The sequence below is a fragment of the Microbulbifer discodermiae genome (assembly GCF_040742695.1).
Lineage (GTDB): Bacteria > Pseudomonadota > Gammaproteobacteria > Pseudomonadales > Cellvibrionaceae > Microbulbifer.
The window spans coordinates 18,142-33,569 of record NZ_JBFLAB010000047.1; the positions used below are offsets into that span (position 1 = coordinate 18,142).

General features: G+C 50.1%; 10 protein-coding genes. 3 read left to right on the forward strand and 7 right to left on the reverse strand.

Annotated elements, in window-relative coordinates; genetic code table 11:
* Positions 1–547 precede the first annotated feature (547 nt).
* Positions 548–1,084: a DUF2058 domain-containing protein gene (locus AB1S50_RS14955; protein ID WP_367151712.1), complete on the forward strand. Its 537-nt coding sequence runs from the start codon at positions 548–550 to the stop codon at positions 1,082–1,084.
* A gap of 197 nt (positions 1,085–1,281) precedes the next feature.
* Here AB1S50_RS14955 and AB1S50_RS14960 read toward each other — a convergent pair whose 3' ends face one another.
* Both AB1S50_RS14960 and AB1S50_RS14965 read right to left on the reverse strand, forming a co-directional pair.
* On the reverse strand, positions 1,282–4,248 hold the full coding sequence (locus tag AB1S50_RS14960) for a choice-of-anchor D domain-containing protein (protein ID WP_367151713.1): 2,967 nt from the start codon (positions 4,246–4,248) through the stop codon (positions 1,282–1,284).
* 721 nt (positions 4,249–4,969) lie between these two features.
* Positions 4,970–7,672 (reverse strand): hypothetical protein, encoded by a 2,703-nt coding sequence (locus AB1S50_RS14965; protein WP_367151714.1) that lies wholly within the window; start codon positions 7,670–7,672, stop codon positions 4,970–4,972.
* Positions 7,673–8,320: 648 nt separating this feature from the next.
* On the opposite strand from AB1S50_RS14965, the gene AB1S50_RS14970 reads away from it, so the two are divergent.
* Complete coding sequence (locus tag AB1S50_RS14970) at positions 8,321–8,746, forward strand: MAPEG family protein (protein WP_367151715.1); 426 nt, start codon at positions 8,321–8,323, stop codon at positions 8,744–8,746.
* Positions 8,710–9,936, forward strand: coding sequence for a polysaccharide pyruvyl transferase family protein (locus AB1S50_RS14975; RefSeq protein WP_367151716.1), 1,227 nt, complete (start codon positions 8,710–8,712; stop codon positions 9,934–9,936). The genes AB1S50_RS14970 and AB1S50_RS14975 overlap by 37 nt, the downstream gene beginning before the upstream one ends.
* Positions 9,937–10,114: 178 nt before the next feature.
* Here AB1S50_RS14975 and AB1S50_RS14980 read toward each other — a convergent pair whose 3' ends face one another.
* The 5 genes from AB1S50_RS14980 to AB1S50_RS15000 form a co-directional block, all read right to left on the reverse strand.
* Positions 10,115–11,539, reverse strand: coding sequence for a serine hydrolase domain-containing protein (locus AB1S50_RS14980; protein WP_367151717.1), 1,425 nt, complete (start codon positions 11,537–11,539; stop codon positions 10,115–10,117).
* A 587-nt stretch (positions 11,540–12,126) separates the two neighbouring features.
* A complete protein-coding gene (locus tag AB1S50_RS14985; RefSeq protein WP_367151718.1) occupies positions 12,127–13,125 on the reverse strand; it encodes an alpha/beta fold hydrolase in 999 nt (332 codons plus the stop codon).
* Between the two features lie 887 nt (positions 13,126–14,012).
* Positions 14,013–14,327 (reverse strand): hypothetical protein, encoded by a 315-nt coding sequence (locus tag AB1S50_RS14990; protein WP_367151719.1) that lies wholly within the window; start codon positions 14,325–14,327, stop codon positions 14,013–14,015.
* An 84-nt stretch (positions 14,328–14,411) separates the two neighbouring features.
* Positions 14,412–15,221, reverse strand: a complete 810-nt coding sequence (locus AB1S50_RS14995; RefSeq protein ID WP_367151720.1) for a hypothetical protein — start codon at positions 15,219–15,221, stop codon at positions 14,412–14,414.
* A gap of 99 nt (positions 15,222–15,320) precedes the next feature.
* Positions 15,321–15,428 (reverse strand): IS3 family transposase (locus AB1S50_RS15000; protein ID WP_367149665.1); only part of this gene is annotated, 108 nt, incomplete at its 5' end.

The following is a 15,428-nucleotide window of genomic DNA, read 5'->3' on the forward strand; positions in this document are numbered from 1 at the left end:
TATTGACATGACTATTGGGCAAACCAGCTCACCGCTCAGAGCAGTGATTTCGCGAAGCTTCCAGAGGGGATGCGTAAAGAAATTTGCTGTTCTTTTTGAAAATTCTTATACCCGGGGCACGGATTGTACGGCTTTTCCGACCACGCGTTAAGGAACTCCTGTTTCATTCAGTATTACCTCAGCGGGGCCTGTAGTGCCCCTTGGCAAGGCATTGCGCGAGGCGTGAGTATTCAAGGGCGGCAACCCCATAAATGAGAGGGTATTTAGTAGATTGCCGGGTTAATAAGGAACACAATGTCAGGATTTCATTCTGGCGCAATTCGTTTATTCTACTCTGTTGGCAAACGGTACATTCGTCCGTCAGGTTACGCATCTCCAACCCAGGCGCCCCCTGAACAGGCAGTCAATGGGGCAGCCCGGGTCGAATTCAGGTAAAATCACTGCGCTAGATTTCCAACAACAACCTGGTTAAAATTTGATCAGATTGCTGTCCCGTCGGGCTTGGCAGCGGCAAGTTTTTTCAACACGTTATTTTAGGGAATGCACCATGGCTTCACTTCAAGACCAACTGCTCCAGGCCGGACTTGTGGACAAAAAGAAAAGCAAGCAAATCAACAAGGAAAAACGCAAGCAGCAAAAAGTTGCCAAAAAGTCTGCAGAAACACCAATTGATGAAACCAAGTTGGCCGTGCAGCAAAGCCGCGCCGATAAAGTGGCACGGGATCGTGCGCTAAACGCTCAACGCGATGCTGCAGCCCGGCAGAAAGCCATCGCCGCACAGATCAAACAATTGGTGGAAAATAACCGCCAACCACAGGGCAATGGTGAAATTGCCTACAATTTTACCTTCGACAAGAAAGTTAAGACAATTTACGTAACAGAAGCACTGCGCGACCACTTGATAGCTGGTCGACTGGTAATTATCGCGATGGAAGAACGCTTTGACCTGGTCCCCAGGGTTATTGCCGATAAAATCGCCGAGCGCAATAGTGATATCGTGGTGATGCCTGCGGAAGCCACTGCTCCGGACGACAAAGACGACCCTTACGCAGACTTCAAGATCCCCGACGATCTTATGTGGTAAATCAGAACCAACAATTAAAATAACGGGCTGCTGAAAATTCCTCCGTGGCTTTTGTCAGCCCGGGTTTGCGCTGCCTCTGCGCAAACCTCCCTCAAAAAATTGAGCTTGTTACACGCCTGAAATATGGCCCTAATCCCCCTGTTCGGGACAGCAGATGTCGAACCGGATATTCATAGGGGGAATGTCGGGCGAAACCCTTAAAATGCAATATCTAGTGTGATCGTAGCTCCGTACGATTCGAAACCGGAAGCCCCAATACCGTCATAAAAGCCATTGAACGAGATATGGGTATTGCCGTCCGGAATTATCAGTAATCCACCCATTTCCAGACGTGCGCGGAAATCTTCGTCAGCGGATATCAAAACTGCATTCGTCGGTACAGCATCCTGAAGCTTGTCAAAATCATAAATTCCAGATGCGGATAGATAGGGCGTAAGCAGTATGCCCCCGCTTGATGCGAGATTCCAGGATATCCTTGGGCCAAACTCCAGTCGCCCAAGATCAAAATCCTGAGAGGGAATGACCCGCCCCAGCGAATCCGTATAGCTTTCCTGTTCCTCAAAATAATAGGTGAAGCGCGCAAATGGGCTAATTGTAGTTAAATCACCGATTTTGATATCGCCGGTCGGTCCACCTTGCACTAGGTAGCGCTCGGTACGGAAATCGTCCTCGAACAGACCTAGAGCGTTGACCGAATTATACGATCTGCCATAGGTAGCCGACCCGTCAAAATAGAAATTTTCTTTAAGGCGAAGTACAGCGTAGGGTCCAGCCATCCAGCCAATGCCATCCGCGCTGGTGTTTTCCCGGCTATTATCTTCCTCGGCAGTATCCAACTGGGCCACCAAGCCAAAAACCGTATTTTCGTTGTAGCTATGATCTACCCCCAAAAAGAATAGACCAGAGCTTAAATCAAAATCGTCGCTCTGACTAAGTGCGAATGTGCCCGATGCCCAAACATCCCAATCGGACTGCGAGCTCTGCCACATGCCTGCCTGTTCATCCGCATCGATTGACGCGGATATATCTTTGCCATCGGGCGAGGTTGTGCCACTGGCAACACCCGTAAGGTGAGGCAATGGAACACCCTTCGCAGAGTCGCTGTTACGCTGAACCGAGGCCCGGGACTTAGGTAAATTTATTGGTCGGCTGCTGGAATCCTTAAATCCACTCAGGCTGAACTTGAAACTGCCGGATTGAGCATTGGGCGTCGCGCCCAAATTCAATCTATTTCCCCCGGACTGGTTACCCGAGGATCTGTGTTTTAAACGAGACACAAATTTAGGTTGATTGGAAACAATCACATCGGCGCGATTGGTCACAAAGGAGGCGATGACTTCTTGTGTTTTACGGATGTCCGCCGCTGCGTTCCTTTCATTCGTCAGGGAAAAGGAAATACTTTCCAGGTCGTTGACACTTGCTTCAATAGAATAGGATAACAGACCTCCGCCACTGTACTGAGAGGCGGTTCCATTTGCAGTCATCGTCGAGCTGGTCGCCGTACCATCAGGCCCTGTCGTTACGATTTCAGTCCTCGTACCGCTCGCCGCAAAAATTATCGATGCTCCGCTGGCTGGAGCGGTAAACGCGACTGCCACACCCTCAACCCCGTTATCTGCGGCATCCACCACTTGCACCACCAGGGGATCGTCGAATTGTGTGTTGATTTCGGTTGACTGGTCTGATCCTGAAACAATTCGCAAGCTTGCAGCCGTCGCACCCGTAGCGATCCCGTTGACAGTGAAGGCGTAAGGGCTCTCATCCGCGTCGTTGTTGACAAAACTCAGTTCAAATGAGAAAGGCCCCGCCAGATCAGGCGTATAGCTGACTGTGAAAGTAGTACTGTCCCCGGCAGAAACCGTGGTCGAGCCCGGTGCCGAGACGGAGTCGATGGTGACGTTGCTGGCAGCGGATGTGGTGGCCGTCGCGATGGTCAGATCGTCGGTGCCGGTATTGGACACGGTGTAGGTGACCGTCTTGGCAGTGCCCGCTGGCTCATTACCCTGCGCGTCGGCTTCACCACTGGCTACAGTCCCACCTTCCGAAGATGATACCTCTATCTCGGGTGCTAGCGTGTTGGCGGTGCCGCTGACCGTGAAGTTATATGGGTTCTCATCCCCATCGTTGTTGACAAAACTCAGGTCGAACGAGAAGGCCCCGGCTGCAGTCGGCGTATAGTTGACCGTAAACGTGGTACTGCCCCCGGCAGAAACCGAGGCAGAGCCCGGTGACGAGACAGAATTGACGGTGACGTTGCTGACGGCGGATGTGGTGGCCGTCGCGATGGTCAGGTCATCGGTGCCAGTATTGGACACGGTGTAGGTTACCGTCTTGGCAGTGCCCACTGGCTCATTGCCCTGCGCGTCGGTGCCTCCGTCGGGTAGCGCCCCGCCCTCCGAAGACGTCACTTCTATCTCGGGCCCTGGCGCGGTGCCGCTGACCGTGAAGTTGTATGGGTTCTCATCCCCGTCGTTGTTGACAAAACTCAACTCAAACGAGAAGGCCCCGGGTGCAGTCGGCGTGTATTGGACAATGAAGTTGGTTGTGCCCCCTGGAATAACCGAGGCTGAGCCCATTGACGAGACGGAGTCGATGGTGACGTTGCTGGCGGCAGAAGCGGAGGCCGTCATCAGCGTTAGGTCACCGCCGCCGGTATTGGCAATGGTATAGGTGACCGACTTGGAAACGCCCACTGGCTCGTTACCCTGCGCGTCGGTGCCCCCGTCGGGTAGCGCCCCGCCCTCCGAAGATGTCACTTCTATCTCGGGCCCTGGAGCGGTGCCGCTGACCGTGAAGTTGTATGGGTTCTCATCCCCATCGTTGTTGACAAAACTCAGGTCGAACGAGAAGGCCCCGGCTGCAGTCGGCGTGTATTGGACAATAAAGTTGGTTGTGCCTCCCGGAATAACCAAGGCCGAGCCCATTGACGAGACGGAGTCGATGGTGACGTTGCTGGCAGCAGAAGCGGAAGCCGTCATCAGCGTCAGGTCGGTGAGGCCGGTATTGGATATGGTGTAGGTAACCGACTTGGAAACGCCCACTGGCTCGTTACCCTGCGCGTCGGTGCCCCCGTCGGGTAGCGCCCCGCCCTCCGAAGACGTCACTTCTATTTCAGACTGAGCAGCAGCTTCACCAGCATGAAAGCCAAAGGCCAACAGAAGCACAGGCAATGCTAGCCTAACAAAACAACGCATTTGAGGTCCCCACTTGTTCTTTTGTCTGCCTGCTTTATCTGAACGGATAATCAACAGGTCTACTTAATTTCGGGTCCCATAATTGTCTTGACAGTTTTTCAGGCCCCCCTGAGGAAACGCCTATTTTTTAAGCCTTTCTGCAAAAAATGCTGAAATTGCAGTAAAGACAATTTTGAGACTACTAATAGATTCGGTATTTTGGAAGTATACTGAGGGCAAAAGAGGCGCAGATCAAGAAATTATCAAGTATCCCACCGATGGGTCGACTGAACTTCACGAAACTGGTAGATAGCCCCCTTTCCAAAGGTTGTATGAACAACAGCCATGACATGGCGCCATACCTGTCCCTTGTGCCTGTGGTAGCAGGCTGGTCAGTAATCGGTCGGAGAGGGACGTCGGCGAGATCAAGATGCCGAGGAAATTCGCTGGATTTTAGGCCAGGATGCCTCTGATTAATTCAACAAATCAGAATCGGTCACGCCCAAAGTATCAATCCAACTGGGATATTCAGACGAGATTTCCGGCGCCCGCCCGCAAACCCTCCTCAAAAAATCAAGGTGTCACACACTTGAACTGCGACCCGAAGATCCCCGACCGGAGCAACAGGCCGGAGTTGTTCCGTTGCTCAAGTGAGCCCCACCCGGCTCCAGCGTTGCGGCGGAGGGCCTTCCTTCACTCCAGTCTGTTGGCACTAAGGGGTCGATTGGGGGTCGGCCGGGTCAGAGCCAGCGTCCAGTTCGTCCCGGTCATAAAAACTGTCAAGGTCCCGGTCCAGGCCTATCCGTTCGCCAAACCCCGCGGGCACCGCCCAGAAAGTGAGTTCGGCACCCGCGGCCGCCATCGCCTTCAGTGCGTCCGAATCGATTGCGGACTCGGCGACGCGGTCAGGCTGGCAGCTGGCCGTCACCGCGCTGACCGCCGTACACCGGAAGGAGCGCGGAATACCGCCTAAGATACCCTTCACAACGAGATCCACTTTCCCGCCGAACAGGGCCTGCTGGAAGGTATCGAGTCGCATATTGAGCACGGCGTCGGCGTTGTTCGCTCCATCGAAAGTAAACTGGTCGCCCACCATCGCCGGCTGCCCGGTATCGAACTCCATCATGAACTGAACAGTGTCATCGATCTGCGAGGCGTTGGTAAACGAGAAGACGGGGATTTCGAGGAAGGTCACCAATGTGTCGATCTGGCCTTCGTCGGCGAAGCCAAAGCCGCCCCGTGTCTCGGTGGGAACCGGCTCGGAGGGATCGGGATGCAGCGCGAGAAGCCCGGCCTTTTCGTACATGTTGCGAAGATGTGGCACCTTCATGGCCTGACTCGACTGGTCCGCAAGGGCACTGATGAACTTGCCATTGGTCCCGGTGGGCAGGGAGTGACAGTCCGAACACTGGAAGGGGTTGTCCCGGGTCATCGAGGTGAACTCGGTCAACCCCGCCTGGGCGCTGGCGGAGAGCGTGTCGTCGGGATTTCGATTCGGGTTCGGGGGGAATTTTACCGTCAGGATAAAGTCGGTGAAGGCCTGCATATCGTTTGCCGGGAGCTGCGCATGGCGCCGCAGCAGACCCGGGAAGGCAGCATTAAAGGCATTGAAATTTTCCCGGTCGCCGTGCCAGTGCAGCGGTCCCGTTCCTCCGAGGTCTTTCAGTGTCTGGGTCGTCCGGGGCCCTTTCACCGGGTGGAAGGGGCCACAGCCGATCTGGTTGGGGTTGGTGCCGCATTCCACTGCACCTGCGCCCCCCGGGGACTGGGCGGGCCGCGGGTCGAAGGGTGGCAGTTTCAGCGGATCGCCCAGGTCCCAGGACAGGAGGTCGAAGTTGGCGAAGGGGTGGCAGGTCGCGCAGGAAATATCACCGCGGCCGCTGCTGAGCTGTCCGTCGTAGAGGAACCGCCGACCGTTGGTCACCTCGGGCGGCTCCGGATTGAAGAGGGACACGGTGGACAACTGGAGATTCGACCCGGTATCGACAATCGAGACAGTGTTGTCGTGTCGATTCAGTACATAAAGCCGGTCTGCGCTCTCCTTGAGCGCCACTCCGGTCGGCCCTTCTCCGACATCAATCCGCTCCACCAGGGTGCCCGGCAGAGCACTGGTATCGACGACCGCCACCTTTTGTGAGAGAAGCGCAGCCGCATACAGTTTGTCGCCGGAACTGTGGAAAACCATTCCATTGGGCTGACCGATGCTCAGCGTTTTATCCACCGTACTGATGGGATCGGTGTCGAGGTCGAAGTGTGGATTGAGGTCCACCCTACCCACCACCGCTGTCCCGTCCGCCACTGTGAGCCGGGTGTCCACCAGGTGGCCATTCAGGGCCGGCAGACAGAGATTCTGGGCTTCGTTGTCATCGCAGATGCCGTTCTCGTCCCCTTTTCCATCGCCCAGAATTTCCGGACCACGTTCAAAGCGCACATGGTTGCGGGCGTCGGTGTTGGAGATATAGAGCCGCCCATTGGCGGGGTTGACCGCGATGCCGAAGTTCAGCGTGCCCACGCTCGGCGTATAGCCGGAAACCGCTGGCGTGGCCGCGTCTGCGCCGATGATCGCGACATCCCGGTCGGGCATCTGAATCGGGTTGGACCCGCCGAGCAGCGCATTCCAGCTGTTGTCGTTATCGTCGCACCACTCGGCCCCGGGACTGGCGGCACAGTCGCGCCACTTTACGATGGTCGAGGTCAGGGGCCGTGTATCCAGGGGCGGGCTGGCCGCATTGTAGCCGGGCGGTGGAGGCACAATAGCGCCAGCGTAGGGGCTCTGTGTGCTGGTCACGCGCGTCGATCCGGCGGGAACGGCGGAGCCGATAGTTCCCGACACGCTGAGAGTCTGGTTCATGGAGTGGAAGACAGCAGCGTAGACCTCGGTACCGGCCGGGTTCCGCGCGAGGGCGCGCGGGTCCTCGCCATCAATCGGGATCTGGAAGAGGGGCGCCGTACCGGGACTGGCCGCGGCGTAGACGTCGACCCGATTGCGCTGGGAGATAGAGACGAAAGCGCGGAGATTGCCGGTTCCCGCGAAGACCACATCCGACGGCTCATCGTCGGTCTTGATGGTCTGGCGCACTCTTTCGCTCCCCGGCGTGAGGTCAACAATACTGATAGTATCCGAGATATGGTTAACCACCCAGGCCTCCCCATTGGTACGCGCCCGCACACTGACCGGCTCGGTCCCGACTGGCACCTCGGCCTGAAGAGCAAGATTGCCGGAGCCGTCAATCGTGAAAATCGACAGGCGCGCATCCGGAGTATTCACCACCAGTAGCCGGTTGCCATACGGCGTAAGGTCGACAGGATGGATCTGATGTCCCTCATAGTTCACCCATTGCGCAAAGGCCGCAGGAATAAACAGGGCCATAAGCAGGGCGAGAAAAATCTGGAGACACTGAGGAAATTTATTCAATAAAGAAGACCGCAATGTTACTTTGCAGCAGTTTTCATTTTGTTTACCGCCATTGTTACTCATTGGACTCTCCTTTTCCTCTTTGACAAACTTGTAATTTTTATAAAATTCTGGCACCTGTCCTGATATATAAATTCATGAAGCATTTTCCCAGATTTTTCCGTAATTATTTGCTGGTATAAAGTTTCAATTTCCTTTTTCGATTCATCGCTCCCCGCTGCCACGCCCGGCTCAACCAGTTAAACTTCATGCGCAACAGAGCCAAACCTGTCGATTATTACCTCTCGGAATAAATACTGTGAAAAGTCGACGGATATTAGGCAAGGAAATTTGGCCATGGACATATCCCTCCAAATATAGCCAGATACTACCCCCAAGGTATTAATCAGAGTATCGAAAAAGATGTCAAAATTTTATTTCTGGGCCGATCATATTAGTTTGACAGGTTATTAAAAGCCGCTCTCCAGCCAGACTGCCAATGACTGGGAAAAGTCATGATCACCGTATTCTCAAGGCTAGACACTATCCGGCATAGATTTCCCATTTAATCAATAGAAAAGATTATTCGGCGCAAAGGCTATTGACTTTGCGCCGAATTAGACATGAAATTCGAATTCTATAGATACTGTTCAAAATAAAGGTGAAAAGATGGATATTGAAAATCAAATACTAGGACCTGTGATTGGCCTGGCTGCCTGGTCAATGATAATGTGGATTTGGATGTATGTAACACGCATACCCGCCATTCAGGCGGCAAAAATGAAAATGGACCCCTGTGCGCCGCAAGGAGTGCAAATGGCGAGTTTGCCCGCAAGAGTTCGCTGGAAAGCGGATAACTACAATCATCTAATGGAGCAGCCTACAGTATTTTATGCATTAGCTGTCTCATTGGCTCTTCTAGGGGAAGGCAGTGGCTTAAACCTCTATTTAGCCTGGGGCTATGTCGGACTCAGGGTTATTCACAGCCTGATCCAGGCTCTGACCAATAAAATTGAATTAAGGTTTCTTGTTTTTGTTTTATCGAATATTCCTTTATTTTGGCTGACATTGAATGCGATCATGATCGTCGTTTAATAAAGAAAGAGGATAACCAGGCTGACTATCGAAGAGTAAATATTACACAACCTCTAGATGATAGCCTTACTATGAATGAGAAAAATAAGCATGGTCACTGTTCAAAATACCTGAAGCAAAGAGTTATACCATGCTCTGATAAGTCCTATACCGAAACTGGCAAAGTACAGAATATTGGAATACTAAACTTACAGCATGGAAATCATAACTATGGAGCTGTTTTGCAGGCGTATGCATTGGAAACAGTGGTTAAAAAAATGGGTTTTGATGTTGAAACTATTGATTTCAGAAACAAAAAATCAGCAATCAAGTTTTATATTAAGAATTGTATAAGAAACATAAACGGCAAAAACGATACAGTATTCGAACGGTTCAGAAGCCGAAACATGGTCCTATCCAGGATTTATCCCCATTCCAAATCACTTTATAAAACCAACTATGATGCAGTCATTGTAGGGAGTGATCAAGTCTGGAGACCGGAATACACTGCCCCCAATCCAGGATCATACTTCCTGGATTTTTGTACAACCAATTGCCGCAGAATCTCTTATGCGGCCAGCTTCGGAAGAGACAGATGGGAGTCCAACCGTGAATTGACCGGGAAGGTTATTGCCGAAGTAAGCAGGTTTCACGCTGTCTCTGTCAGGGAGTTTTCAGGAAAGACGATATGTGAAAATATCTTTGGCGTAAATGCAGAACAGGTTCTTGATCCTACCCTGCTGGCTGGAGCTGATACCTTTTATCACCTACTAGATTGGAAGGCAAAAAAAAATTCCATTGCCGTATACAAACTCGATAAAGATGAGATTTTTTATAGTGATGTAAGACGACTTTCAAGCAGACTCAATCTTCAGATAACTGAACTCTATGATAAATCCAACTATATGGAGGTCAATAAATGGCTAACAGAAATATATAATTCCAGACTGGTTATTACTGACTCGTTTCACTGTGTTTGTTTTTGTATTTTATTCAACATCGATTTTATTTGTATTGCCAACAGAGATCGCGGTACCACCAGATTGAAAAGCCTGCTGATGACTCTTGAAATCAGTGGCAGATTTGTAGAGAGAATCTCCGATATTAATCTTCAACATATTCTGGGGAAAATTGATTTTAACTTATCCAACAAGAGACTTTCTGAATTGAGAAAAACATCGACAAATTTTCTGGCTGAAGCCTTGCGGTGAAAACCAACTTTAAATATAAAGCTGTAATTAAATAATTTGCTAAGTTGATATGGTACAGAGAGATGCCGCTAAGCGGATTCCAGCGCAATTTACTCCATCATTTCCACGAGATTCCTGAGGCAATAATCCATTCGTTGAAAGATCAACAATTATAGTGCGAGATAAATCACTGAATGAATCATTCTTTACGCTTGTGGACGTAGCTTTCCCCATTTTGATGGACAACGAGCGCGTGAGCGGGACCAACCTCAGCTCCTTTAAATTCCATACTGACTCCAGGTACCATTTTCGACGAATACAGTGTGGGCGATTGTGGCCGGATTCCAAATTGAGCTTCCCCCGCCGTAACAATCAGGCCGGTGGCCCCCCGGCTGATTTCGAGTACACTGTTCGACCCATACTCGTAGCGACCAACCGCTCTCAGCAGCACTCCTTCCGGCAAGGTTACAAAGACAGGCTCAGGGAAGATCTGAGTGAACACCTCCTGCCGGGGATCTAAGAAACGCCGGCTGATATCGTCCAGCCCTCCGCCACTCGCAGCATCCGCCAGGGTGACAACCCCTAAACCCCTGGCCAGGTTGAACCCCATAAATGTACGCGATCCGTCGCTGCTGCCATTCGACCAGTAGTAAGTTTGTCCGTGGATAGTCGTTTTACGCCAACCCAGGGCCATGCGGGTTACTTCGTCATCTCCCGGCCTGTCGACCGACAACATAAGACGTGCGGCGGCCACCAGATCCTTGGGGCCGCGACCATTGATGAACAGGTCCAAAAGAGACAGAAGATCCTTAGCAGTGGACCGCAGACCTCCAGCCGGCGAGAGAGCACCATCGCTTGTCGGGCCCACCGGGTCGAGATAAAAGTCGTGGCCCTGAGCGCGCCTTCCTGCCTCTCGGGGATCATCCTCAAAGGCGGTATCCTTTAACCCTAAAGGCTCAACCACACGGCGATGCAGTAATTCTGCAAACGAGCTGTCTTCCCTGAGAGCAATTCCCTGCCCCAAAAGTGCAAAGGCCAGATTTGAATATTCAAACTGGGCACCTGGCTCCCGAGTCAAGTGGTAGTCTGGCAAACCGCCATAGAGCTGCTTCAGAGTATAACCCGCGTATTTGTTCAGCGCATCGGGTGCCGATGTGGCGAGATTGTTTGGCCGTAGCGGTAGCGAAGCACTGTGCGTCGCCAGGTCGGCAAGAGTGATTTGCCGCCCCTCAAAGGTGGGCGTTTTTATGCCGTCTGGCACATATTTTTGCAGCGGATCATCAAGCCGTACGCGCTTCTGCACGACTTCTAGCGCCAGTAGCAACGCGGTAAAAACCTTAGTCAGCGATGCGATCTCAAAAATTGTATCGCCGCCCAGCCGGTACCCGTCCCCGGCATTCGGATCACGCACTGTAATAATGCGACGACCCGAAGAATTTATAGTGCCCGCAACTGCTGCATATGCCGCGTGTTGCTGGAGAATACGGTAACGTACAAGGCGCCGAAATTCGTCAACCTCTTCCGTATCATTGGCAGCAAAAGCATTTCTTACTAAAAGTATTTGCGACAGTGCGCAAGAGGTTGCAGCGCCTACAACGAGTTTTGAGAAGTTCCGTCGGTCCATAGAGACCCACCTGTTTATAATTCAGCCAAATATGTCTGCTTGAGACAAAATTATTTGGTCAGAAGTTCACTAAAACAAGAACGCCTCTGCTTAATTCAGCACTATCTCTGCGGAGAAAGCGCTGGCGCTTAATCATCCGCCCAACAAAAGCCAATGCTGGCTGTTCCTTACGAACGGTGTAACAGCGGCCCGGTGACGCCACAGGCCCGCTGTGTAGGGAATCTGCCGGAAAGGTCTAATATATCCAAACACCATTGGCTGCGCCAAACGGGCTTTGAAGCCGATACTCAGACCAAAGTCAGAGCTATTAAGAAGTATTGAGCCCTAACCGTTGTATAAGCCTGCAAAAGATAAATTCCGGCAGCGGATACTATTGGAAAAATTTCAATTTATAATATTTTTCCAATTCGCCGACAGAGCTGACCCATATTATGCCAGCCATGTCGGGGGCAATGGGCGCTCCCCAGAGTCCCGTCTCATTCACTTTTGTGGTGATCCCCATACCAATAATGGAGGTCGCCGTCTGCGGTATAGGTAATTTTTAGCGTGTCCAGAAAGTAAGCAGAGCCATCCACTATTAATAATAGTCAAGCTGCACAGTGACCATTATCTAAGAAGCCAAATAGAGCCTTCTCAAGCTTTTCCTGTGCATCCATAAAGGGAAGGTGATGGCTGTCTTTGAGTATCATTAGACACTTACTACCTCTATACCTTTTATAGTCAGCTCTCACCTGCGAAGGGGTAGTGATTGTATCATTTTCACCAACTACAAATAGAGCAGGAAGCTTTAGGTGATCGATATCTCCACTAACACTCATAGCCTGAAGCTCGTTATCCATTTCTGCAGCCAGATTTCCCCTCCGCTCCTGCCAGCCAGGAAACTGTTCATTTATCTTTTCGTCTGCTATGAAACCTCTAATATCGACTCCGTTAGCTATACCGCCATTTGCCCTACTTGCCCATTTTGAGAGAAGCTGATAGTTTTCAGTGGGAGATTCCTGGTACTGCTTCAGCTCCTGTATAGCCAACTGATTACCTTCCTTTTTCGCCCATTGCAGCGTCGCGTTTAAGCTGGTTTGTGCCTGTTCCTCTGCACTTTGATAAGAAGAGATAAATATCACCTGTTCCAAATCATCAGGGTGCTCCCTTGCATAAAGGGCTGCAAGCGCTCCACCCCATGAGTGGCCAATTAAAATAACATTATCTTTCTTATAGCGTTTTTTTAGAAAAGAAACTATATTATGTACATCTTCAATATTGTTCTCTATTGTTAGCGTATCCTTCCTTACTTCAAGAGACCTGCCTGCTCCTCTTTGATGAAGGTATGCAACTAAATATTTTTCTTCAAGTGCCCGCCCAACACCTACCTGGAATGGGATCAATCCCAACTCCACATCTCCCGGCCCTCCATGCAAAAACAGGATTAGCGGCTTGGAAGAATCCCGACCGGATACCTCCAAGTACAATTTTGCACCATTACTCTCCAACCACCACTTTGAATCAACTTCGCCCGCCAAGGCATGACAGGATAAAAAAGTAAGAGTGAATCCCGTCAGAAAAAATTTAAACCATTTTACATTTAACATATGCACACCAAACAGCCGTAAAACTCAGGGTTATCAAGCATCGATGACTAACACAAATCTTGAACCAAACAATCCAGGGTTACTCAATGGATTTAAGAATTTAAAGAGCTTGTACTATAAATTTCCGTATATAGCCTGGTATTTGCGATAAGGCGAAAGCAATAGCGGTCAAAGTAACCAATAAATACAATTTCTTACAAGATCAACAAGGAGATATCTCCAGACTTCCCGAGCTTTGACCTGCTTCTGACAGCCAGGCAAAGCCTAGTATATCCTTTTTCTCCGGTGCAAATACCGAGCCGCTATTGATCGAGGCAGCCTACGGCTATGAACAGGCAACCCATCACCGTATTGCACCGGCGTTGGGTTGGATTATAGCAACTACTGAAACTGAGTGATCTGATATAGGAATATTGATAGGACAATAAGTCCACATCAAAAATGTATTGGACAGACCTGATCTGACGGTGACCGGCTTCTCTTTTGGGGCCCTGTCAGATCAGGTCTAGCTCGTGAATTTTTCGGCCGGTTAACTTTGCTGTCTATAAGTATACTTATCAATGCGGTTCAATCTGATTTGGAAATACCCCTTAGTAGATAACCAGCCCACCTAATAGGTGATTTAGAATAATGAAGAAGCTGTAAAAATTTTACTCTGACTCATATTATTCGAGGCCCGGCGCTGGACTCGGGCCGATTGGCTAACAGAAAAAAGCCCCGGCAGATTGCTCTGCCGAGGCTTTGATAATTTTCATTCTCAGGAAAGAAGACTATCGACTACGATTTCGAGGCCTAATAGGTTTTATAGGAGCTAGCAACATTACCAGCCCTCCAAACAATCCTGTAGGGCTTTTATAGGCTTCCAGAAATAGGCTTGTGCAACAAGCCTATCCAACAAAGCCATAGTTTCCTGAAAAAATTAAAGTCACCAAGCCAAAAAGAAGAATAAAAATTATATCAAGCGCAAAAAACAATCTAACCCCAATCTTTCCGCACAATCTCAAAGAAAGAATCACCAAACATATAACTAGATATGCAATAACCGAGTAAAATAGAATACTTCCTCTACCTGAATAATATGAATCAAACTGGGGAGAAATATTTGGGATAATTGCAAAAAAAGTATAGGCAATAATCCAAGCCAAAAATAGAACGACTAATTTATTGGCAGACCACTGTAATATAAGCAACTTATTACTCATGCTGTTATCCATTAATTCAACTACTCCCAAATAATAATTCACTATGCAGTGACTTCAGTCGCTCTCTCACACAACCATATATAATCAAGGGTTATTCTTTTTATAAGCTCGTATATCGAAACCATTATTAGAACCTACATGAACGCCATTACTAAACTCATTCCAAGTTCCAAAAGCAAAGATAGGAAAATACTTTGGACCAACGGAAAAACTATCAATAGCGTTTGTATGATAATACCAACTGGCACCACTTACTGTAGTATTTAAAATTCCTGATAGCTCCATAGCAAGCGGGTTGGCTAAAGCATCAAGATTCCCTGTATTGCAGCCTCTAAGTCGGATTGGCATGCCTGGCGACCACTGGCCGCTATTTAATACTAACTCTGAGAGTGCTTTAGCATCCAAAACAATTGGGTTTCCATTTGCATCATAATTACTTCCATCCGAGGATAATCCATTCATATAACTTGCAGTACCGTGCCCCCAGATATCTAACGTATTAGGATCATCAAATTTAGCTTCTGCTGCTCCATACAGTAATACATCTTTTTTAGAGAAAAGATTAATCTTTCCACCCTTTTGTCCACTGCTCTCAAGCTCATCGTTAAATGCCCTTGAGAAAGCCCCTGTTATGGCTCCATTGGCAAACTTGCCCCCCGACGCCACCGAGGCGGTGCCACCCACAACGGCTGCGGCAATAACCCGCGCAGCGCTGAAACCCGTATTGCCGGCGTCAATGGTGTCGATCCCACCGGAAAAGGCCTGGGTAATACCCGCTGCGGCAAAACCGTGCTTAAACTTCCCGCCCTGCATCTCCGACAATAGCCCACCGGCGGCGGCGTGGGCAAGGATTTTGGCGGCAAAGCCCTGGGCGTTGAGACCTGAACCCAACACTCCTTTGCCTACAACGCCTTTGGATGCCCAAGCGGCACTTTTGAAGCTGCTGCCGATGCCGTGGAATGGGGTGTCCTGACAATACTGGACAGTCCCGCTTTAAGCCGCTTTGGCTGATTCCCAATACTTCTTGGCGAATTCAGTTGGGGCCAAGTTGCCAAGCCGTGAGTGGCGACGTTGGCGGTTATAAAAAATCTCGATGTACTC